A 22,472-nucleotide genomic window follows, 5' to 3' on the forward strand; every position below is an offset into this window, starting at 1 on the left:
TTTTTAAAAAATCGACTTTTGAAATATGTGAGAACAAAAGAGCATACTAATAAAAAATGAAAGGAGTGGAATGAATGGAATTAGAAAGTTTGATTGAAAAAAAGTGTATGCAATTATTGAATCAGGCACTAGAACTAGAAGCCTCGGATTTACACATGTTACCGACGAGAGAACATTATCAGCTGTTTTTTAGAAAATATAATCGTTTGATTGCAGCGGGTGAGATTCCATTAACATTAGGAGAAAAAATGATTTCGCATTTTAAATACCAATCGGTACTAGATATCTCAGAAAAAAGACGCCCGCAAAGTGGATCATTTGAATACATTACAGAACAAAAGCAAATTGCTTGTCGTGTATCAACATTGCCTTCTTCTACGATGAAAGAAAGCATGGTTGTACGATTAATGATTCAAAATGTAGCAAAGCCATTACAAGACATCGTACTGCAAATAGAAGCAGCGAAACATTTAGAACAGATTGTAAAAGCGAAACAGGGAATTGTCTTATTTTGTGGTCCAACAGGTTGTGGTAAATCGACAACGATGTATGCACTTTTACAATACTGCTCAAAACAACTTTCGAAGCATGTTATTTCGTTAGAGGATCCAGTAGAGAGTCAACAACAAAATATGTTGCAAATTCAAGTAAATGAACGTTCAGGTGTAACGTACTCTGCGGGTTTAAAAGCGATTTTAAGGCATTCTCCTGATGTTATTATGATTGGCGAGATTCGTGATCAAGAAACAGCGAAAATTGCCATTGAAGCGGCTCTTACAGGTCACCTTGTTATCTCTACAATTCATGCGAAAAATAGTTTTGGTTGCTTGCACCGTTTACTCGATTTAGGTATTTCAAAAGATGAATTAGAGCAAACGATTTTATCTATTACGACCCAACAATTAGTTGTGGAAAATACAGAACAGCAACCGCTAAAAGCTTTGTATGAATTTTTAGATGCAACACATTTACAAGACGCGTTTAACGCATTAAAACAACAGCAAAATTATCAATTGCCTCTGCAAGAGACCATTCGATATAAAATGATGCGCGGTATCGAGGATGGGGGAATCCTACCCAATGTTCTTACAACGTAAAAAAGCAATCTTATTACGAAGAGATCAGCCGAAATTTTTAGCTAAATTAAGTACGCTCTTACAAGAAGGTTATTCATTGAATGATTCATTACGTATGTTAATTCCACATCATTTAGCGCATATAAATCAAATTGAAGAACGCATTCATATGAGTTTACTTGAAGGGAAGGGTCTTTGCGATATTTTACGCATGATAGGGATTTCAGAACAATATATTATCTCATTATATGTGGCAGAACAAAGTGGTACGACAGTAAATGCCTTACAAATGATTGCACAAATGATGAATAAAGAAGCAGGGAATAAAGAACAAGTTTTAAAACTAGTATCCTATCCCTTATTCTTATTTGTTTTTCTAGTCGTTCTATTCATCTGCTTTCGTACTTTTTTCTTGCCAAATATGGAAGCAATGATGTTACAAAAGCAGCAAACGAATCAAATTCAGTTAACCATCTCTAAAATTTTATTACATTTACCAGATTATTTAATTGGTTTTGTCATTGTCATTGTGATAACAGTTCTTTTGTTTTTACGTTATACCAAGCAAAAGAAAACAGGAGAAAAGTTACTTTTATATTTTAAAATTCCGATTGTGAATCAAGTGTTGCGTTTGCAATTAACAAAGCAGATTGCTTTTGAATTAGGTTCTCTACTAGAGGCTGGTTTTACATTACAAGCTTCTTTACATCTATTAGCCAATCAATCACATCAAAAAATGATTGCATATATTGCACAGGATTTACTAAATGAGATTGCACAGGGGGAATCTTTATCCGTGGCGATCTCATTGAATCCATATGTACATAAAGAGTTTTATGCTTTTGTCGTACATGGAGAACAAGGTGGGAATCTTGGTAAAGAGCTTCAAATATTGAATGAGTTTATGAATGAACGAATGGGTGAGCGAGTAGAACAAGTTTTAAAGTTTATGCAACCCATTCTTTTTGGGATTATCGCTATTTGTATTTTGGGTGCATACATTTCGATTATGCTACCTATGTATAAAATGATTGATTATGTATAGGAGGAACAATAGTGAAAATAGGAGAAAAAGAAAAGAAAAATGGTTTTACTCTGATTGAGATGTTGATTGTACTATTTATCATCACAGTACTCATTTTGATTGCAATCCCTAATATTACGAAACATTTCCAAACTGTCGATGACAAAGGGTGCAATGCTTACGTGAAGATGGTTCAAGGGCAAGTAGAAGCATATAAAATTGATAAAGGCATATATCCAACAACGATTGAAGTGCTTGAAGCAGAACATTATTTAAAGGAAGGGTCAAAAGAAAAAAGCTGTAAGGCATATGAAGTGACGATTGAACAAGGTGAAGTTAAGTCGAATGCACCGCAGTGAGCAAGGTTTTACATTTGTTGAGATGTTGCTCGTTCTTATGATGACCGGAATTGTAGCTAGCATTGCGCTTATTTATGGTACGAAAGGCATTCAAGAAAAAGAAACACGCTTTTTCTTTGAGCAACTTGTCAGTGACGCAGTTTACATTCAGCAATATGCTAAAAATCATCATGTGAAAATGGATTTAATTTTTGATGAAAGGACGCATTTATATTCAGCTAAAAAAAGAGAGACCAATAAAAAGATTTTTGTTCGAACCATGCCAAGTAGTATGAAAATAAAGAGAGGGTCAACACTCTATAAAATCGGCTTTAACGAAAATGGCAATGCATCGTATGTGGGGAGGATTACTTTTCTATATTTTGGAGGCGAACAAGATGTCTATGTTTATCTGGGATCGGGTCGTATCACGGTCAAATAATCAAAATGGATTTTCCATGATGGAAGTGATGCTAGCGTTATTCTTTTTTAGTTGTATTTTTTTAACGCTCATTCCAATGACAAATGATTTATATGATCAAATGCAAAAGCGGCGAATGAGTTTACATGCTATGCATGTAAACTATGAAGCAACAAAAATATATTTGAAAAACCCTCATCAAGTACAAGGGGAAATACAAGTAGACCGTAGTTTTTATCAATGGACAATTGCTGCGCAACAAGTATGTACAACCTACTTATACAAAGAGGAGCGAAAATCTTCATGTGTAAAGTACAAGTAGATCAATCTGGCTACACATTGTTAGAAGCACTACTACAGCTACTGTGCCTCTGTATGATTGCTGCAACCATACCACTCATCATTCCATGGTATGAGAAGACTAAAGAATTTATGATGGGAACAAATACAGCAGAGTTTGAAGTATTTATGAGTGAGTTTAGAGCGGATTTACAAAAATCCGAAGCGATTTATGTAGTGAATGACGAAGAAATTCAATTAGAACAAGCAAATGAAACGAATCCAGAGAAAAAGTATTTATCCACATATCGTTTTTCTAAAAATCGTATTATCAAAACATATGGATTAGGAGATGGAACAGATATTAAATTAGTCGCTGTTACAAAAGTTCATTTTTCTTTAGAAAAAGAGCTTTTCACAATTCAATGTAAAATGGGAAACGACGCGATAAGGAGGAGAACTTTTGTTGTATCGCTTAAATAATGAGCAAGGCTTTATGTTACCTATACTCTTTATTTTACTTTTATTTATTTCGAGTTATGTATTAACGTTATTTCAATCATATGAGACGAATATGCTTTTGTATGAAGAGTTAGAGCAGCAAACCATCAGTGAAATTCAACAAATATACACAAAAAAGCAAGGTTAAATTATTTTTCTATAAAAATCTAAGCGGATTAGTCGACAGTTATTGGAATCACGCCACGTTCATGCTACTATATAAAAAATGAGTTAACGGTTAAAAGGTTGTGTGAGTCGTAACTGGAGAAGGTGAAAAGATGCGAAAGATTTACTTAGTGGGTTATATGGGTAGCGGTAAAAGCGCAATCGGTCGTCGCCTAAGCTTTTATTTAAAATTACCTTACTATGATATGGACCACGAAATTGTTCGACGAGAAAAGATGACGATTCCAGAAATTTTCGAAACACATGGTGAAGATTATTTTCGACAAATCGAAACCGATTTCTTACGTACATTTCGCGATGAATATTGTATTATTTCAACAGGTGGCGGTGTAGCGGTTAATCCAGAAAATCGTAAAATTATGCGTGAAACAGGACTCGTCCTATTTTTAGATGCTACATTTCCGGATATTTGGAAACGAATACATCGTGACAAAAATCGCCCTATTGTACAGCGCTCGACAAAAGAAGAATTAGAGCAGTTATACCATGAAAGAAGAAAAGCATATAAGCAAGCAGCTCACATTATAATCAAAACAGAAAACAGAACACTGAGACAGATTGTGGAGTACGCGGGATTCCAAGTGAATCGTTTAAAAGGCGAATGATTTGGTGTTTATCGTAAAATAACGTTCGTTTTTTAAAGTTTTTCAATAAAAATATTGCGGAGTATGAGGTTTTAATGTTAGGATATATGCAAGAAAGCCTGTTATAATACATTGACAATACTTACAAACGAATCGATCGAGATAAAACTCGCGCGGGTGAATGTACGGGGAGAGAACGTAAAGTTACGTCGCCGAAGGAGCAAGTAGTGAGAAATCACTATGAATCTCTCAGGCAAAAAGACTCGTACAGGACGCAACTCTGGAGAGCGCTGCTTCGTGCAGCCACCAAAGGGGAAAGCCATTATTGGTCAAACTTTCAGGTGCAAGGACAGAGAAATCCTAAATAAACAGGATTTCTCTGTCTTTTTTTATGAAATAAAGGGGGTTACACAATGGCAAACGCATTAAAAAGAACACCATTATTTGATACATATACTCAATACGGTGGCAAAACAATTGATTTTGGTGGATGGGATCTACCGGTACAATTTTCATCAATCAAAGAAGAACATGAAGCTGTAAGAACAAAGGCGGGTCTTTTCGATGTATCACACATGGGTGAGATTTTCGTAAAAGGTTCAGAAAGTTTAGCTTATTTACAACAACTTGTAACAAATGATGTATCGAAGCTAAAAGTAAACCAAACACAATACACAACAATGTGCTATGAAAACGGTGGTGTTGTGGATGATTTACTAATCTATCGTTTGGATGAAGAAGAATACCTATTAGTTGTCAATGCCGCAAATATTGAAAAAGACTTCGCATGGATGTTAGAACATAAAATCGATGGTGTGGAAATTACAAACGCTTCAGATGATTTTGCATTAATCGCTCTGCAAGGGCCACTTGCAGAAGAAGTACTTCAAACATTAACAACAGCTGATTTAAGTGCAATCAAGCCTTTCCATTTACAATCAGATGTAGAAGTAGCAGGACATAAGTCAATTGTCTCAAGAACAGGTTATACAGGTGAAGATGGTTTTGAAATCTACGCTTCAAATGATGCCGTTGTAGAACAATGGAATGCCATTTTAGAAGCTGGAAAAGACAAAGGTGTCATCCCATGTGGTCTAGGTAGTCGTGATACATTACGTTTCGAGGCTTGTCTACCACTTTATGGTCAAGAATTATCTGATTCAATTTCACCACTTGAAGCAGGAATTAACTTCGTTGTGAAATTAAACAAAGAAGAAGATTTTGTTGGGAAATCGGTATTAGCTGCTCAAAAAGAGCAAGGCGTACCACGTAAAAGTGTTGGGATTGAAATGATTGATAAAGGGATTCCGCGCCATGGGTACAAAGTATTCGCAGGTGATCAAGAAATCGGTGAGGTAACAACTGGTACACAATTACCAATGACAAAACGTAATGTTGGTTTGGCCTTAATTGACGCAAAATTTGCTGAATTAGGGACAGAACTAGAAATTGAAGTGCGTAATCGTCGTAGTAAAGTATCTGTTGTCGCAACACCATTCTATAAGCGTTCAAAATAAAACAATAAAGAGAGGTTTTTACCTATGAAGCATCGTTATTTACCAATGACGGAACAAGATCAAAAAGAAATGTTAGACGTTATTGGCGTTTCATCTGTAGATGAATTATTTGCCGATATTCCGGAAAAAGTTCGTTTTAAAGGTGAGTATAATATTAAACCAGCTAAATCTGAAACAGCTTTATTAAAAGAATTATCAGCGTTAGCAAAGAAAAATGCGAGCCATGACGAATATACGTCATTCTTAGGTGCAGGTGTTTATGACCACTACAAACCAGTTATTGTGGACCATGTGATTTCACGTTCAGAATTCTATACAGCTTATACACCTTACCAACCAGAAATTTCACAAGGTGAATTACAAGCTATTTTTGAATTCCAAACAATGATTGCTGAATTAACAGGTATGGATTTAGCAAACTCGTCAATGTATGACGGCGGAACAGCATTAGCAGAAGCTGGTATGTTAGCTGCTGCACATACACGCCGTAAAAAAATCTTAGTTTCTGATACAGTAAACCCAATTTCAAAAGACGTTGTTACAACATATGCATACGGTCAATCGATTGAGGTAGTAACTGTTCCTGCTAAAGATGGTGTAACAGATATGGAAGCTCTTGAATCATTAATTGATGATCAAACAGCTGCTGTATTAGTTCAATATCCAAACTTCTATGGTCAAGTAGAAGATTTAGGTAAAGTATCAGAACTAATTCATGCAGTAAAAGGTTTATCAGTTGTATCATCTAACCCATTATCACTTGCAATCCTAACACCTCCAGGTAAATTAGGTGCAGATATTACAGTTGGTGATGCACAGCCATTCGGTATTTCTGAAGCGTTTGGTGGCCCACACTGTGGTTTCTTCGCAACAACAACAAAGTTAATGCGTAAAGTACCAGGTCGTTTAGTAGGGGAAACAGTTGATTTAGAAGGTCGTCGTGGTTATGTATTAACATTACAAGCACGTGAGCAGCACATTCGTCGTGAAAAAGCGACTTCAAATATTTGTTCGAACCAAGCCTTAAATGCATTAGCTGCTTCTGTAGCGATGACAGCGCTTGGCAAAAAAGGTATGCAAGAAATGGCGAAACAAAATATTTTGAAAACACATTATGCAAAAGAAGCGTTTGAAAAAGCAGGATTCGATGTAACATTTAAAGGTGCTCATTTCAACGAAATCGTTGTAAATACAAAAGTAGATGTAACAGAATTGAATAAAGCATTATTTGAAAAACACATCATCGGTGGTTTTGATTTGAAACGCGTAAATGAAAACTTAGCAAATCATTCATTAATTTGTGTAACAGAACAACGCTCAAAAGAAGAAATCGACGAATTAGTCGCTGAAACGAGCGCAGTTGTTGCAGAAATGGAGGCTCAACATGCATAAGGATAATCAACCATTAGTATTCGAACTTTCAAAAGAAGGTCGTACAGGATATAGCTTAACAGAACTAGATGTACCAGAAGTAGATTTATCAGAAATCCTTCCTTCTTCATTAATTCGTGAAGAAGCAGCTGAATTACCAGAGCTATCAGAATTAGATATTATGCGTCACTATACAGCATTATCAAATCGTAACCATGGTGTAGACTCAGGATTCTATCCACTTGGTTCTTGTACGATGAAGTACAATCCGAAAATTAATGAAGCTGTTGCGCGTTTCTCAGGATTTGCAAACATCCATCCATTACAAGATGAGTCAACTGTTCAAGGTGCAATGGAGTTAATGTATGATTTACAAGAACATCTTGTAGAGATTACAGGTATGGATGAAGTAACGCTTCAACCAGCAGCTGGAGCACATGGTGAGTGGACAGCATTAATGATGATTCGTGCATTCCACGAAGCAAATGGTGATGTACAACGTACAAAAGTACTTGTTCCAGACTCAGCGCATGGTACAAACCCAGCTTCTGCTGCAGTTGCGGGTTTTGATACAGTTACAGTCAAAACAGCTGAAAATGGTCTTGTCGATTTAGAAGATTTAAAAACAAAAGTGGGCGACGATACAGCAGCACTTATGTTAACAAATCCTAACACACTTGGTCTATTTGAAGAAGATATCCTTGAAATTGCAGATATCATTCACTCAGTAGGTGGTAAAGTTTACTATGATGGTGCTAACTTAAATGCTGTAATGTCTAAAGCGCGTCCGGGAGATATGGGCTTTGACTGTGTACACTTAAACTTACACAAAACATTCACTGGTCCACATGGTGGCGGTGGTCCTGGTTCAGGTCCTGTAGGCGTAAAAGCAGACTTAATTCCATTCTTACCAACCCCTGTATTAGTTAAAACAGACGAAGGATTTGCGTTTGACTACAATCGTCCACAAACAATTGGTCGCGTAAAACCTTACTATGGTAACTTCGGTATTAATGTACGAGCTTACACTTACATTCGTACAATGGGCCCAGACGGCTTAAAAGCTGTAACTGAACAAGCAGTTGTAAATGCGAACTATATGATGCGTCGCTTAGAGCCATACTTTGAACTTCCATATAAACAACACTGTAAACATGAGTTTGTATTAAGTGCGAGTCGTCAAAAGAAATTAGGTGTACGTACACTTGATATCGCAAAACGTCTGTTAGACTTTGGCTACCACCCACCAACAACTTACTTCCCATTAAATGTGGAAGAAGCATTGATGATTGAGCCAACTGAAACAGAATCAAAAGAAACATTAGATGAATTCTGTGATGCAATGATTCAAATTGCAAAAGAAACAGAAGAAAATCCAGAAATCGTACAGGAAGCACCGCATACAACGGTTATTAACCGTCTAGATGAAACACGTGCTGCACGTAATCCTGTATTACGCTATCAAAAAGCATAAGTACAAAGAAGCTAGGGAGACATCCTTAGCTTCTTTTATTTTGTATAAAAGTGTTCAAATTTTGATAATATTGTTAAATTTAGAACGGAGAGGGTATAGATTGAACAGAGAATTGAAATAAAGGAGCGATGTGCTGATGATGGAAAAAGTAAAAGCAGAATGGCAATTGGATCAAAATAATCCATCACAATTGCTAGAAGATGGACGAACAGTCGACATGTTATTGAAAGATTTTGAAGGCGAAGCAAAAGTTATACGCTACCCACAAGTAACACAAGATGCTCATTTTTTAGGTGTATTTATACAACATCACGCATCACAACATCCGATACAATTACTTGTAAAAGCGAGTGTATCAGCTTTTGAAATTATAGATGCAACAATCCAGTGTGAACTGCCTATAGATGATGCCTATCTATTAATCGACCTTCATTTGAATGAACCAAAAAGTACGCTATCTTCAGAATTTTGGACAGCTTTTTATACATTACCTTCTAGTGAAAGCGAGCAACGTATTTTAAAGAAGTTAGATAGCTGGTCAATATATATTGATTATTTAATGGAACAAGCTCATTATCCGTATAGTGTCGCTTCAATTGAAAAAGCACAAGAAGTTTTAACGATTACGTTATATGAAACACCTCTCACTTCGAAGCAACAAAAAGGTCAAGAAGTGTGGAAGCGTATTGGAGATCAATTCGAAAAAATTGCTCGATGTGATGAGATGAATGTAGAAGAAAATCGTCTATTTTTACAAGATGCAACAGTTGTTTTTGGTGATTCAATTGATACAGTTTATTTATACAAAGAAAAAGAATATAATGAATTACTCGTTCTACGAGGACGTTTGCGAGCTATACACGATGCACATATGCATTGCCCCCAAATTCACCATCCACTATTAAATCCATACCATACCCAAACCAACTTTTCAGGTCTTACGATGATGAAAGATGATCTAGAACAAGGTATTCAACATATAGTGAATCAACTTGTTGATAGTCATGAACAATTGACTTTATCGATTCATCAATATGATTTGGCACAAAAACTATCTGAAAAATATGTTCATTTACTACCGATTCATGCAGATGGTCGAGCAGACGAGGCAATTCAATATGTAAAAACACCATTGATTGAAAAAAATACAGTAGAAATCACGACATTATCGAATGCATTAAGTGAACGTGAAGAAAAAATACAGCAAAAAGCGTTGATTCACTATAATGAAAAGTTACAACAAAATATGCAATATGTAAGTAGCGTTGAACAAACACAGCAGTATTTAAAAGAAGAAGAAGAAAAAAATCTTCAAAAAATCACCCAAATGCAAGAAGCCATCACACAATATGAACAAGAACAAGAACGATTAGCTTTTAAAAATGATCAATTAATGCAAGAACGTTTTGAATTAGAAGATGCATGGCATGAGCAACAGCAGCGTGTAAAAGATTTACAACGCGAAAAAGAAGAGAAAATTCAGTATTATCAAGATTTAGAGCAAGAATGGTTAATTTTTAATCAAGAAATTCCTTCTTATACAGATAACATTGAAGCAGTGAAAAAAATCGAAAGTTCACAAATAATTATCCAAGATTGTGAACTTAAAATTGAACGTATTCAAACAGATCAGCATACTGGAAAAAAATATGTGGAAGACATGATAACAGAACATCAATTATTTTTGACAAAGCAACAAGTAGAGCATGTTCAAGCATTAATTCAAAAAATTAAAAAAACTGCTGAATTTTTAGATATCCCAATGGATTTACAATTTGCAAGTTCTTATGCAGAATTAACCCAAATTTATTTAGAAAAATTTAATGGTATTGAAGCAGTTGAAGAGCGTTTAAATGACCAGTTACCATATGTAGAAGATGAATTGAAAAAGGTTGGAATTTTATTCGTGATTCCAGATGAGCCGAACGCATATTATGATCGTCATTATGCAGAAGATCAATTAACACAATTACTGGGTTTACTCGATAATAAACCACTATCATTAGGGATTAACTACAAAGCAAAAAATCGTTGGAAAGAACAAGTTGTGGAAAGTGTCCGTAAATTAACATATGCTTTAGCAGGTATGGAACAAGAAAAAGAAAAACTAGAACAGAAATTAATGATACAACTAGATTATGCGGAACGTATTGAATTTCGTTTTGACCAAGATATGCGCATGCTACAAACAAAAATGGATGATTTTATTAATCGTTTAGAACAAGCAAAAAAAGAATATGAAGGCGTCATCGAAACAGCGAATCAAGATATTTCAGCCATGCGTAAAACCGTGAAGATAAGTAAACAAACAACTTCTGGTCGTAGTCAGCAATATGATACGTTAGAGGATTTAGAAAGTGCTCGGAAACAATATAAAACGGAATTATTATCGAAGTATGATGTACTTGAAGAACATGAGCGCATGGTAGAAGAAGCAGAAACGTATGGTTCATCTTTAGCATCTCAATACGAAGAAAAAACAGCAGTTGTGATTAAAAACAAAGAAGAAATGAACATACAGATGGATTTGTTACAGCATGATATTGTAAATTCAAAAGTGGTAATTGAACAATTCAATCAGGCAAATCACGTTATTCATATGCAACAAGAAGAATTACAACAACAATTGAAAATTTTCAAAGCACATCACCAAGTATTATTTAAAGAAGCGCAAAAAATCCAAGTAGATATTGAAAGAAAAGCAATGAATAAAACACGTCATCTAGAACAGCAACATGCAATACAAGTATGGCGAAATCAATTAACTTTAGAAGAATATGAAGGACGTTGGTATCAATTGATTACACAAAAAAGTCGTTTGCGTTTTACAGCAGAACTTCATTCGAAACAATCAAGCGATCTCTTCTTGTTTGAAGATGTTCAATATACTTGGTTGGATATGTTATTACTATGTCAACAACATAGACATATAGCTTTTGTTACGACAGATTTAAGTGAGCGCTCTTTAGTAGATTTAGAGATGTTTGAACAAAATCTACGTTTACAAGGTTTTAGTTATATAGAAAGACAAGAGATTTATGAACATTTACAGATGAACCCTCTTAAAGATTATGTAGCGATTTATGAACAAGTAGAAAAACCTTATGTAATCGACTGTGAACAAGACCAATTATCTGTGTAAGGAGGTAACTAGATGAAATATACACTAGACATGATGTATGAATTATTAACTGAAAAACAAATGGCAGATTTATATAGTATTCAAAAAATTACACCATACGAACTTCCGATTAATGCATATCAAGTGACAATTCATTTTCAAGCGAAAAAAAAGTATTCGATTTTCGCCGAACAAATTCTTCGTTTTTTAGCGCTATCATCATTAAATGAAGATTTGTTACAAGATATGCTTGGTTTTCAAGAGGAGGATTTACGAGAAAATATTGCGTTGTTACTAGCAGACGGGGCAATCATTGTAAATCAAGAACAGTATGAATTAACAGATTTAGGTAAAGAGAGTGCAATTGATGGCTGTGCTTCTTTACAACACTATATCAAAACCTTTACTTGTTATTGGGAACCTGTGACAGATCAATGGATTGAAGAAGTCAATCAATTCTTACCTCGTGAGCACTTGATTCATCCAGCAGTAAGTAAACAACAAAAAATGGATTTCTCTCATTCGTTTTTAGAAAAAGGATGTATTCAATCATTTTATACAAAAGTAACAGGAGAATCATTAAGCAGTCAGTATGAAGCGATTCAAATTGAAGATGTTGTTTACGAAATGAATACAACGAATAAAGTATTATCTGTTCAAGAAGTCTGTTTATTAAGTCGTGATCAAGGGACTGAAACGTATTCTATTTGGAATCCACTAGCGAGTCAGTTTGTTCGTTTAACTTAAAAGGAGAGAAGTATAATGAGAAAGAATGTATTTATTATTTTTTATATTGTAAATTTAATCGTTCTACTGCTCATTATGCTTCCAATTCTTTCTAAAAGAGACTGGTGGATGTTATTATTAATGTTATTATATGCAGCCATCATCGCAACACTTTACTTTAGTACATTATTTGGTGTTAAAAAGGGACTGTTATATGCTTTATTTGTAGGGATTTCAGTATATAGTATTATGTCCTACGGAAGCCTTCTTCCTTTCATTAAAAGTGGTGGTGCATATGAACAGTTATTATATATGGCAATTGCTAGTTTATGGCTTGTGAGTATTGCAATCATACAAGCTTTTACATATCAAATGCCTCTCGCTATGCGCACGGTTTTTAGCTTTTTTATCATTATTGTTATACATTTTTTTATCATTCCAATTTTTGCATTGTTTAATCGCTATTATATAGGTGATTTTTCATACTATCATTTTGAAATTCAATTAAGTGGGTACTTTATTATTATTGGGTTTTCAATTATTTATTATATCATCTTATTATTTTTAGAAATGATTTGGCTTGTTAAGTATTCGATCACATTGCAGAATTATATGATTGGAGTTTTTGTTTCGATTATGAGTATACCAATCATCGTCGCTTTACGCGTAGGTCTTTGGGAAACCAGTGTTGTTGCTTTTTTTATCATGATGAGCATTATCGTCGTTTCAAAAACAAAAGTAGAGGAGGGCAGCTGATATGAAAAAAGTATCGATTATTGGGGCGGGGTTAAGTGGACTAACAGCGTCCATTCTACTTGCGAAAGAAGGTTTCGAGGTTACCATCTATGAAAAAAGTAAAAAAGTAGGTGGGAATTTTACAGCATTACAGTTTGAAGATCATCTTTTTGAGTTTGGCCCAACTTTTTTTACGATTCCAGAACTACTCGAAAGTATCTTTCTACTAGCAGGAAAAAATATAGAAGATTATCTTGATTTGGAAATTTTAACACATCATACACACGTCTATTTTGAAAATGGCGATAATTTTTGCCTTTCTACAAATGTAGAAGAAATGATTGAACAATTAAAAAAAATAGATTCTACAGGTGCTGAAAATTATCACGATTTTTTAGCAGAAATAAAACGACTATATTTTGAAGTGAATGAATTATCAATGAATTTACAAATTACAAATTGGTCAAAATTAGTAAAGATTCCTATTCGTAATTTGATTTTAAAATTACGTCCTTTTCAAAGTTTGGACCGCTTTTTACGTAAATATTTTGAGAATGAACAAATTATTCAATTACTTGCGAAATATGCAAATCGTGGTGAAATGTTAGTGAGGTCTACACCTGCATTTTTTGCTGCTTTTCTATACCCTATACTAACGGCAGATGTCTTTTATGTGAAAGGTGGAATAAGGGAGATACCTTGTGCATTAAAAAAGCTAGCTATCGAATTAGGAGTTAAAATTTATACTGAAAAAGAAATTACAAAAATACATTTGAAAAATAATCAAGTAGAAGGTATCCAAATTAACGAAAATCTGAGTATTGAATCAGACTATGTATTAATTAGTAGTGCGCAACTATTAAATAGTGATACGCTCTTATCTGATTTTACAGTTGTGAATGAAAGAGAAAAATTCATTGTAACAGAAGAAAGTAATTTATCTCAATTTGTTTTACTACTTGGATTAGATCGCTATACGAACTTAAAAACACATACTGTTTTATTTTCAAGCGATGTGGAAAGAGAAGTAGAACAAATTTTAAATGGAGAATTTGCTGAAAATCCGACCATTTATATTTATAATCCTGCTTTTCAAGAACCTGAGCGTTTTAAATCGGGTGATTGTTTAGTGCTGATGGTGTCAATTCCAACAAATGATTTATACTCGACTTCTTATCGAGCGAGCATTGCTTCTTACCGACATCATTTAGTGAGCGAATTGAAAAAATATGGTTTTGACTTAGAAGAATCGATTGTAGAAGAAAAAGTCTGGACATCCAAAGATTTAAAAAATCGATTCAATTCAACGAAAGGTGGCATACATGGAGCTATTTCGAAAACGTTCGCGGCTGCCTACATTCGTCCACCTGTTAAAAGTGATGAAATTAAAGGATTATACTTTACATTAGTGGACACAAATCATCCGGCAGGCTCAACAGAAGCATTAAAAAATGGCATTCATCTTGCTACGAGTATTATTGAGGAAGCACGTGAAAATCCATTAATTTAAAAAAACTGCTGAATGGCTTAATGCATCATTCAGCAGTTTTTGTATAGATTAAAATCCGATTGTATGTTCGTCTTCTTCCCATTCATTTCGTTCCGTATTTTTACGTTGTTTTTGAAGGTCTGTAATGACTTCTTCGTAGTTTAACTCTTGATCATAGTGCCAGTTAAGTGCTACAGAAATATAGAATTCATTCAATTGAGACATCGATAATTTTTTCGATAATTTTGCAGCATGTTGAAGTTGCTCCTCTGTGAAGATGTGCTGTTGATCAAGATTTTGTAAATAATGCAGGCGCATTTCTTTGTTTGGATTTTTAATTTCGTAAGCTCGGTCAAAACGTCCAGCACGATTAATTAGAGCAGGATCAATGCGTTCAGGATAATTTGTTGTCCCAATGACGAATACACCATGACGCGACTGTGCACCGTCTAAAGCGTTTAAAAAGACAGAGCGTGCGTATTCAGGCATTGATTCAATATCTTCAATGACAAGAATTGCAGGAGACAGTGAGCTAACTAAACGGAATACTTCTTGAATCGATTCACTGTCTGTATGCTCCGTAATCTGCCAATAAACAACAGGTGCATCGACAGAACCAGTAATTGACTTTACAAGTGTTGTTTTTCCATTACCTGGTGAACCATATAATAAAATACCACGCTTATATGGAATGTTGTAGTGCTTATAAAACTGTCCATCATCTTTAAAGAATTCATCAATTGAACGGAAAATATTACGCTTTAATTGCTCATCTAAAAATACATCTTCGCGTGAAATATCGCCATATTCGCCTAAATTACTACGGCGTAAACCATCGTCTGTATCGACTAAATATGATACTTGAGACATAAGCACATTACGCAATTGTTTATTCACACCATCAATGAATTTCTTCATATGTTCAGAAGACGGAGCGAAGTAACAGATTTCTTCTTCTCGCCATGAGTCCTCACAAAATAGTGTTGCTGGCGCAATAGCTACTTCATAATCAGGGTAATAAATGAGTTTATTATCAAGTGTAATAAATTCATGCAGTGCATCATCTTGTTGCAACCACGATAATGGTTCTAAATTATAGGTTGGTTCTGCTTCATATAAATAGGTAAGAACTTCGAATTTTAATAAGTCTTTGTGCATTAATTCGATAATGTGTTGATCGAACTGAGAATTATTTAAAACTAATTTTAATGGTCGCCATGTTGTTTCAATGCGCTCATTTAAAATATGTGTAATACGTTTAAAGAACGAAGCATATTCTGCATAGTTCGGTAACTCTTTTGAAACATCTTCAGTAAATGGATATAAATAAGAATAAATCACAAACTCCTCCTAATAAAAGAAATACATCAATATTTTAACATAAAAGTTAAAAGTAAATCAAAAAAGAGACTTTGACAATTTTGCCAAAATCTCTTTATACATTATTTACGTGAATATTTTACTTTACCAGACCATTTTTTGAAGCCGCCTTCAAGTTGATAAAGGTTTTTGTATCCTTTACCTTTTAAGAAAAGTGCTGCACGTGCACTACGACCTGCATTGTCACAGTACAAGTAAATTGGAATGTCTTGACGCAATTCTTTGTAGCGTGTACGAAGTTGTGTAGATGGTAGGTTACGCGCACCTAAAATATGACCATCTTCAAATTCTTTTTTCTCACGCACATCGATTAGTTGCGCTTTGCGGTATCCCGCCTTGAAATCTTCTTCAGATAGTGTTGTTACAGCTCTTTTTGAACGGAAACCATTAATCAAAATGAACGCAACAAGCACGACTAAAATAATGATAATACTGTATAACCAGCTCACGAGTAAATTCCCCTTTCTTTCTACAATACTATTATAAGAGAATGAATCAAATTCGTCTATGATGTTCCGTGGTAAAAGAGGAATTGTATAGTAATTACCTTAATTGTTTGATAAAATGAGTAGGCTAAGATTGGAAGGGAGAGATATAAGTGACAAAACAATGGTATTTCATCAATTCAGGACCATGTGATCCTGCATATAATATGGCTTTAGACGAGGCGTTATTACATTGGCATGCTGAAGAAAAGCTACCGCCGATGATTCGTTTTTATGAATGGAACCCAGCGACATTATCTGTAGGCTATTTCCAAAAAGCAAAGAGAGATATCGATTTCGATCAATTAGAGAAGTTGAATTTAGGATTTGTTCGTCGACCAACAGGGGGGCGTGCCGTTTTACATGAACATGAGCTTACATATAGTATCATCGTATCTGAAAACTATCCAAATATGCCAAAGACGGTAACGGAAGCATATCGTGTACTGAGTGAAGGCTTACTAAAGGGCTTCCAAAATCTCGGTTTAGATGCTTATTTCTCAATACCTGAAACCAATGAGCAAAAAGAGGCACTTGCAAAACCGAAAAGTGCTGTATGTTTTGATGCGCCGAGTTGGTATGAGTTAGTAGTAGAAGGAAAAAAAGTGGCAGGTAGCGCGCAAACACGTCAAGAAGGTGTTATTTTACAACATGGTGCCATTTTAATCGATTTAGATGCAGAAAAATTACTATCTGTTTTTAAATTTAAAAGTGATGAAGCGCGTGAACGTATGCGTCATAAATTACCTGAAAAAGCCGTAAGTATTAATAGTTTAGCCAATCGAACTGTAACAGTTCAAGAGTGTATCGAAGCATTCTATAATGGATTCCAAGAAGCGCTTGATATTGAATTAGTACCATACGAATTAACAGCCGAACAGCAACAATTTGTAGAACAATTAGCCGAAACAAAATACCGTTCAACTGAATGGAACGATAAATATTAATATAGAAGGAAAAAATCGTGCTGTATAGTGCGATTTTTTTCTATCAATCATACGCTTTTTTACAGCAATTATTCTTCTCATGAAATAGATTATGGTATGATAAAAAACGTAGAAATAAAGGAGTGAATAAAGTTGAATTTGAACAAGTTGGCAGCCTATTTCTTGCCTGCCTTTGCGATGTTTTCAATTAGTGCCTTAACGATGTTTGGTGCATTCGGTACAGATAAAGAAAACCTAGCGATTTTTAGTTTATCATTGATTATTGTGTATCCGATTACATTTATTATACAAGGTGTATCTTGTGCAATTCATCACTATTCAGTGATTCCGGCAATCGGGATTTCATTGATTGCATTCATTATTATTTTCTTCGTTGTCATTGGTGGAGATAATACGATTTATGGTGTGTATTACTTTGCTTTATTCGGTGCAGGGTATGGGATTACATATATGCTACGTCGCATGAAAAAATAGAGCTAACTAAAAAGGTCGTAACATGGCGTGTTTGATACACGTACGTTACGACCTTTTTTTGTTGATTCGTCTAAGGTGTTTAATTGATTTAGCGTGATTGCTTTTGTTCTTCAAGTAATCTTTTATAGACTTTATATGTTTGGAGTGCGGTCACTAACATGAACAGAAGTAGAATAGGTACTAGCACGTATAAAATGATTTTTCCACTTACGACATCCATCATATAAAGCACAAGAGCAATAACACAGAAAAAAAGCATATTAAAGCCGAGTTTCCTCATAATAAACACCTCATTTTAATTAATTCGAATCTTGATTCATTGTTTGGATAATTTCAGGATTTTGTTCTACTTCTTTTAATTTTTTAAATGAAGCAATTGCCACTTCTACTTGATCATCTTGTGGTTCTTTTGTTGTTAAAAGTTGTAACCATAAACCTGGATATCCTAAAAAGCGTAGTATAGGAATATCACGGCAAGCATTTGTCGCTTGTAATACTTCAAAAGAGATACCAAGTACGACAGGTATTAATAAAATGCGGTCTACTAATCGTAACCAAAGTGGATCCGTTGGTACAAAGAAATAAAGAACCATCGCGACAAATACGGTAAACAGCATAAAACTTGAGCCGCAGCGATAATGTAAGCGAGATTGCTTTTGTACATTTTCAACGGTTAGTTCTAGGCCATTTTCATAACAATTAATGACTTTATGTTCAGAGCCATGGTATTGAAAAACCCGCTTAATAATCGGTGTTAGTGATACGAGATAAATATAGGATACGAGTAGAATAAGTTTAAAGCCACTCTCTACTAGAATTTGTGCCGTGTCACTAGGGAAAATACTTTTTAAACTATTTGCTAGAAAAATTGGAATGAGTGTGAAAATAAACTTTCCGAATAAGAAAGAAAGAATTCCGATCGCTGCTACACCGAGCCAAAGCTGTAACTTCGACATGTTCTTTTCTTTTTCTTCTTTTGACAATTCTTCCCCAGGTGTTACATCATATCGATCACTCGCAAACTGTAGGTGTTTCGACCCGTTTGCAGCTGATTCAATCAGTGCAACAATGCCTCTAATAAAAGGAATTTTCTTCATTTTTTGATACGTTGGATTTTTTACGCGCTTAGCGTAATAGTAATCAATCGACCCATCGTTTCGACGAATTGCAGAAACCGTATGTTGTCCACCACCCATCATGACACCTTCAACGAGCGCTTGACCACCATATACAGTTGTATTTTTTTCTTGATTCAATTTCACACCGCTCTCTATGTATAAGATTAAAACTTCTTCAATTGTACTAAAAAATGATGATAAACTCTAGAAAAATCCTTTACACCGTTGAAAAACCTACGCCTTACGAAATATATGATAGAATGAATACAAACAATTAGGAAAAAGGGGAGATTTTTCATGCATTACTTATGTTTAAATGGTCCAAATCTAAATCGTCTTGGTAAACGTGAACCAGCAATTTACGGATATGAGACACTTGCGGATCTTGAGTTACGTTTATCAGAAGTAGCAGCTGCTGAAGGAGCGACAATTGAATTAAAGCAATCGAATCATGAGGGTGAGTTAATCGATTGGATTTATGAAGCAGAGGACGGCAAAGTAGACGGTATTATTTTTAATCCAGGTGCTTATACACATACAAGTGTTGCGCTTCGTGATGCCATTGCAAGTGTAGAAGTACCTGTGATTGAAGTGCATATTTCAAATATTCATCAGAGAGAAGCTTTCCGTCATCACTCCTATTTAGCGCCTGTTTGTGTAGGGCAAATTAGTGGTTTAGGCTTATATGGATATGAAGCGGCACTACGCACGTTCTTATCGAAACAAAAGGGGCAAAAATAAATGAATCGTTTAGAAAAGTTACGTGCATTAATCGCTTCACAAAAAGTAGATGGTTTTTTAATTACGAATCCATACAATGTACGCTATATGACAGGTTTTACAGGTTCAACAGGTATTGCGCTCGTAACAAAGAGCGAGGCATTGTTTATTACTGATTTTCGGTACATTGAGCAAGCTGAAAGAGAAGTTACCGATTTTCGTGCCGTCCAACATAAAGCAACTTTAGTAGAAGAAATTGCATCATATGTACGTAATTTAAACATTCAAACACTTGGTTTTGAAAAAGAACATATTACGTATGCACAGTTCTTATTATATGAGAAATTTATTACGAAGAATTTAGTTGGTCTTGCAGATGTGATTGAAAAAATCCGCTTGATTAAGACGCCTGAAGAAATTAGAATAATAAAAGTCGCTTGTGACATTGTAGATGCAGCATTTGAGCATATTCTACCGCAAATTCGTCCGGGTGTAACTGAGCTTGAAATCGCGAATGAGTTGGAGTTCTTTATGCGTAAATCAGGAGCGACCTCTTCTTCATTCGATACGATTGTTGCATCAGGTGTTCGCTCGGCATTGCCACATGGCGTAGCAACTGATAAAATAATTGAGAAGGGCGAGTTTGTCACTTTAGACTATGGTGCGTTATATAATGGGTATGTGTCGGATACAACACGTACAGTAGCAGTCGGCCAGCCATCGCAACAATTAAAAGAGGTTTACGAAATTGTTTTAGAAGCCCAGTTGGTGGGTGTCAAAACCTTTAAGCCGGGAATGACGGGTGTGGAAGCAGATGCGGTTGTACGCGATGTGATTCGTTCGCATGGCTATGGAGAAGCATTTGGTCACTCTGCAGGTCATGGAATAGGTTTAGAGGTACATGAAGGACCAGGCTTATCTCATCGCTCCAATCATCGATTAGAGGCTGGGATGACTGTAACTTGTGAACCAGGAATCTATTTACCAGGTATTGGTGGCGTACGCATTGAAGATGATGTGCTTATTACAGCAGATGGGAATGACGTATTGACGCATGCGCCTAAAGAGTTAATTATTTTATAAATTAGTATTTGGAGGAAAAGAAACATGATTTCAGTAAACGATTTTAAAACAGGATTAACAATCCAGGTAGACGGTAACCTTTACCGCGTAATCGAGTTCCAACACGTAAAACCAGGTAAAGGTGCTGCATTCGTGCGTTCAAAATTACGTAACTTACGTAATGGTAACGTAACTGAAAAAACATTCCGTGCAGGAGAAAAGGTAGAAAAAGCACAAATCGATAACCGTAAAATGCAATATTTATATGCATCTGGTGATCAACACGCATTCATGGATATGGAAACATATGAACAAATCGAACTACCAGAATCTCAATTAGAGTATGAATTAAAGTATATCCTTGAAAACATGGAAGTACAAATTGTATCATTCGAAGGTGAAGTACTAGGTGTATCTTTACCGAACACTGTGGTGCTTGAAGTAACTGCTACTGAACCAGGAATTAAAGGTGATACAGCAACAGGTGGTTCAAAACCAGCAACAATGCAAACAGGTCTTGTTGTAAACGTACCATTCTTCGTAAACGAAGGTGATAAATTAATTATCAACACAGAAGATGGTTCATACGTTTCACGTGCATAATCATAAGGATTAACCTCTCTTTTCGAGAGAGGTTTTTCTTTTAAAATAATTTAGTACCTACTAATAATATAAGTCGTAATTACTAAGTACTTTAACTGTGCTAGTACAGAAGATGTTCACTCTAAATGTCTAAATAGTGTAATCGTTTACAATATTTTATTTATGGTTAACACTTCAAGATTTTACTTAATTCGTAAAAAAAGATTGTATTTCAAACAGAATTTATCTACTATAAATATAGAAATTGCTATTTTTCAATAAAATGTTTCAAAAGTTTGAAAAAAGCGATAAAATAATATGTGTATTATAATACACACAAGTAAGGGGAGTTAAAGTATGTTAAAAATTCAAGAAATTCGTGAGATTATTAAATTGGTGGATTCATCTTCAGTGGATGAATTTGTATTCGAGCAAGATGACACAAAATTAAAACTTAAAAAGCACAACGGTCAAACAGTTGTAGCGCAAGCTCCTGTAGCAGTTCAAGCTGCACCAGTAGTAGAAGCACCGAAAGCAGCAACTCCTGCACCAGTAGTAGAGGCTCCAAAAGCTCCAGAAGCACCAAAAGCTGAGAAAAAAGAAGTTGTGGCAGATGCAAATCTACATAAAATCACTTCTCCAATGGTTGGTACATTCTACTCTTCTCCAAACCCAGAATCACCTGCATTCGTAAAAGTAGGCGATCAAGTGAGCGAAGAGTCAATCGTTTGTATCGTTGAAGCAATGAAGTTATTCAACGAAATCGAAGCAGAAGTAACTGGTGAAATCGTTGAGATTCTTGTTGAGAATGGTGAATTAGTGGAATACGGCCAACCTCTATTCCTAGTTAAAGAAGCGTAAG

General features: G+C 35.1%; 25 protein-coding genes and 1 riboswitch. Of the genes, 21 read left to right on the top strand and 4 right to left on the bottom strand.

What is annotated here, in order from left to right:
• Positions 1–74 precede the first annotated feature (74 nt).
• The 15 genes from comGA to KGI01_RS03540 all read left to right on the top strand — a co-directional run bounded on the left by comGA (position 75) and on the right by KGI01_RS03540 (position 14,863).
• Positions 75–1,097 (top strand): competence type IV pilus ATPase ComGA, encoded by a 1,023-nt coding sequence (gene comGA / locus KGI01_RS03475; RefSeq protein WP_141273312.1) that lies wholly within the window; start codon positions 75–77, stop codon positions 1,095–1,097.
• Entirely contained in the window at positions 1,081–2,121 is a 1,041-nt protein-coding gene (gene comGB, locus KGI01_RS03480; protein WP_170214714.1) for a competence type IV pilus assembly protein ComGB, read from the top strand. Before comGA ends, comGB begins: the two co-directional genes overlap by 17 nt.
• Positions 2,122–2,138: 17 nt before the next feature.
• Positions 2,139–2,459, top strand: a complete 321-nt coding sequence (gene comGC, locus KGI01_RS03485) for a competence type IV pilus major pilin ComGC (RefSeq protein WP_141273432.1) — start codon at positions 2,139–2,141, stop codon at positions 2,457–2,459.
• The gene (gene comGD / locus KGI01_RS03490; protein ID WP_141273316.1) at positions 2,446–2,880 is read left to right on the top strand and encodes a competence type IV pilus minor pilin ComGD; all 435 of its coding nucleotides are present in this window, start codon (positions 2,446–2,448) and stop codon (positions 2,878–2,880) included. Before comGC ends, comGD begins: the two co-directional genes overlap by 14 nt.
• Before the next feature lie 16 nt (positions 2,881–2,896).
• A complete protein-coding gene (locus KGI01_RS13780; RefSeq protein WP_170214715.1) occupies positions 2,897–3,181 on the top strand; it encodes a hypothetical protein in 285 nt (94 codons plus the stop codon).
• On the top strand, positions 3,163–3,621 hold the full coding sequence (locus tag KGI01_RS03495) for a competence type IV pilus minor pilin ComGF (protein ID WP_170214716.1): 459 nt from the start codon (positions 3,163–3,165) through the stop codon (positions 3,619–3,621). Before KGI01_RS13780 ends, KGI01_RS03495 begins: the two co-directional genes overlap by 19 nt.
• Positions 3,602–3,787, top strand: coding sequence for a hypothetical protein (locus KGI01_RS03500; RefSeq protein ID WP_141273320.1), 186 nt, complete (start codon positions 3,602–3,604; stop codon positions 3,785–3,787). Before KGI01_RS03495 ends, KGI01_RS03500 begins: the two co-directional genes overlap by 20 nt.
• Before the next feature lie 130 nt (positions 3,788–3,917).
• Positions 3,918–4,430 carry a shikimate kinase gene (locus KGI01_RS03505; protein ID WP_141273322.1) on the top strand — a complete coding sequence of 171 codons (513 nt, stop codon included), beginning with the start codon at positions 3,918–3,920 and terminating at the stop codon, positions 4,428–4,430.
• A gap of 156 nt (positions 4,431–4,586) precedes the next feature.
• A riboswitch (glycine riboswitch) is annotated at positions 4,587–4,684 on the top strand.
• Between the two features lie 138 nt (positions 4,685–4,822).
• Positions 4,823–5,926: a glycine cleavage system aminomethyltransferase GcvT gene (gene gcvT, locus KGI01_RS03510; RefSeq protein WP_141273324.1), complete on the top strand. Its 1,104-nt coding sequence runs from the start codon at positions 4,823–4,825 to the stop codon at positions 5,924–5,926.
• A gap of 24 nt (positions 5,927–5,950) precedes the next feature.
• Entirely contained in the window at positions 5,951–7,318 is a 1,368-nt protein-coding gene (gcvPA, locus tag KGI01_RS03515; RefSeq protein ID WP_141273326.1) for an aminomethyl-transferring glycine dehydrogenase subunit GcvPA, read from the top strand.
• Positions 7,311–8,771 (top strand): aminomethyl-transferring glycine dehydrogenase subunit GcvPB, encoded by a 1,461-nt coding sequence (gcvPB, locus tag KGI01_RS03520; RefSeq protein WP_141273328.1) that lies wholly within the window; start codon positions 7,311–7,313, stop codon positions 8,769–8,771. The genes gcvPA and gcvPB overlap by 8 nt, the downstream gene beginning before the upstream one ends.
• Positions 8,772–8,907: 136 nt before the next feature.
• Entirely contained in the window at positions 8,908–11,913 is a 3,006-nt protein-coding gene (locus KGI01_RS03525; protein ID WP_141273331.1) for a coiled-coil domain-containing protein, read from the top strand.
• Positions 11,914–11,925: 12 nt separating this feature from the next.
• On the top strand, positions 11,926–12,639 hold the full coding sequence (locus KGI01_RS03530; protein ID WP_141273333.1) for a hypothetical protein: 714 nt from the start codon (positions 11,926–11,928) through the stop codon (positions 12,637–12,639).
• 15 nt (positions 12,640–12,654) lie between these two features.
• On the top strand, positions 12,655–13,374 hold the full coding sequence (locus tag KGI01_RS03535; RefSeq protein WP_141273335.1) for a hypothetical protein: 720 nt from the start codon (positions 12,655–12,657) through the stop codon (positions 13,372–13,374).
• A 1-nt stretch (position 13,375) separates the two neighbouring features.
• Positions 13,376–14,863, top strand: a complete 1,488-nt coding sequence (locus KGI01_RS03540) for a phytoene desaturase family protein (protein ID WP_141273337.1) — start codon at positions 13,376–13,378, stop codon at positions 14,861–14,863.
• A 48-nt stretch (positions 14,864–14,911) separates the two neighbouring features.
• Here KGI01_RS03540 and KGI01_RS03545 read toward each other — a convergent pair whose 3' ends face one another.
• Both KGI01_RS03545 and KGI01_RS03550 read right to left on the bottom strand, forming a co-directional pair.
• Positions 14,912–16,183 carry an AAA family ATPase gene (locus KGI01_RS03545; protein WP_141273339.1) on the bottom strand — a complete coding sequence of 424 codons (1,272 nt, stop codon included), beginning with the start codon at positions 16,181–16,183 and terminating at the stop codon, positions 14,912–14,914.
• A gap of 101 nt (positions 16,184–16,284) precedes the next feature.
• The gene (locus tag KGI01_RS03550) at positions 16,285–16,671 is read right to left on the bottom strand and encodes a rhodanese-like domain-containing protein (protein ID WP_068452948.1); all 387 of its coding nucleotides are present in this window, start codon (positions 16,669–16,671) and stop codon (positions 16,285–16,287) included.
• Positions 16,672–16,820: 149 nt separating this feature from the next.
• Here KGI01_RS03550 and KGI01_RS03555 point away from each other — a divergent pair, with 149 nt between their 5' ends.
• Both KGI01_RS03555 and KGI01_RS03560 read left to right on the top strand, forming a co-directional pair.
• On the top strand, positions 16,821–17,654 hold the full coding sequence (locus KGI01_RS03555; RefSeq protein WP_068452950.1) for a lipoate--protein ligase family protein: 834 nt from the start codon (positions 16,821–16,823) through the stop codon (positions 17,652–17,654).
• Between the two features lie 132 nt (positions 17,655–17,786).
• A complete protein-coding gene (locus KGI01_RS03560) occupies positions 17,787–18,128 on the top strand; it encodes a hypothetical protein (RefSeq protein ID WP_141273341.1) in 342 nt (113 codons plus the stop codon).
• Positions 18,129–18,216: 88 nt separating this feature from the next.
• On the opposite strand, the gene KGI01_RS03565 is transcribed toward KGI01_RS03560, so the two are convergent.
• Together KGI01_RS03565 and KGI01_RS03570 are read right to left on the bottom strand one after the other, a co-directional pair.
• Positions 18,217–18,408 (bottom strand): hypothetical protein, encoded by a 192-nt coding sequence (locus tag KGI01_RS03565; protein WP_087680248.1) that lies wholly within the window; start codon positions 18,406–18,408, stop codon positions 18,217–18,219.
• 19 nt (positions 18,409–18,427) lie between these two features.
• Entirely contained in the window at positions 18,428–19,327 is a 900-nt protein-coding gene (locus KGI01_RS03570) for a DUF1385 domain-containing protein (protein WP_141273434.1), read from the bottom strand.
• Between the two features lie 216 nt (positions 19,328–19,543).
• On the opposite strand from KGI01_RS03570, the gene aroQ reads away from it, so the two are divergent.
• The 4 genes from aroQ (at position 19,544) to accB (ending at position 22,471) form a co-directional block, all read left to right on the top strand.
• Positions 19,544–19,987: a type II 3-dehydroquinate dehydratase gene (gene aroQ / locus KGI01_RS03575; protein ID WP_141273343.1), complete on the top strand. Its 444-nt coding sequence runs from the start codon at positions 19,544–19,546 to the stop codon at positions 19,985–19,987.
• Positions 19,988–21,049 (top strand): M24 family metallopeptidase, encoded by a 1,062-nt coding sequence (locus KGI01_RS03580; RefSeq protein WP_141273345.1) that lies wholly within the window; start codon positions 19,988–19,990, stop codon positions 21,047–21,049.
• Between the two features lie 24 nt (positions 21,050–21,073).
• The gene (efp, locus tag KGI01_RS03585; protein ID WP_068452963.1) at positions 21,074–21,631 is read left to right on the top strand and encodes an elongation factor P; all 558 of its coding nucleotides are present in this window, start codon (positions 21,074–21,076) and stop codon (positions 21,629–21,631) included.
• A gap of 336 nt (positions 21,632–21,967) precedes the next feature.
• Positions 21,968–22,471, top strand: a complete 504-nt coding sequence (gene accB / locus KGI01_RS03590; protein WP_141273347.1) for an acetyl-CoA carboxylase biotin carboxyl carrier protein — start codon at positions 21,968–21,970, stop codon at positions 22,469–22,471.
• Position 22,472: the final 1 nt, after the last annotated feature.

The sequence above is a fragment of the Kurthia gibsonii genome (assembly GCF_006539985.1).
In the GTDB taxonomy this organism is placed as follows: domain Bacteria; phylum Bacillota; class Bacilli; order Bacillales_A; family Planococcaceae; genus Kurthia; species Kurthia gibsonii.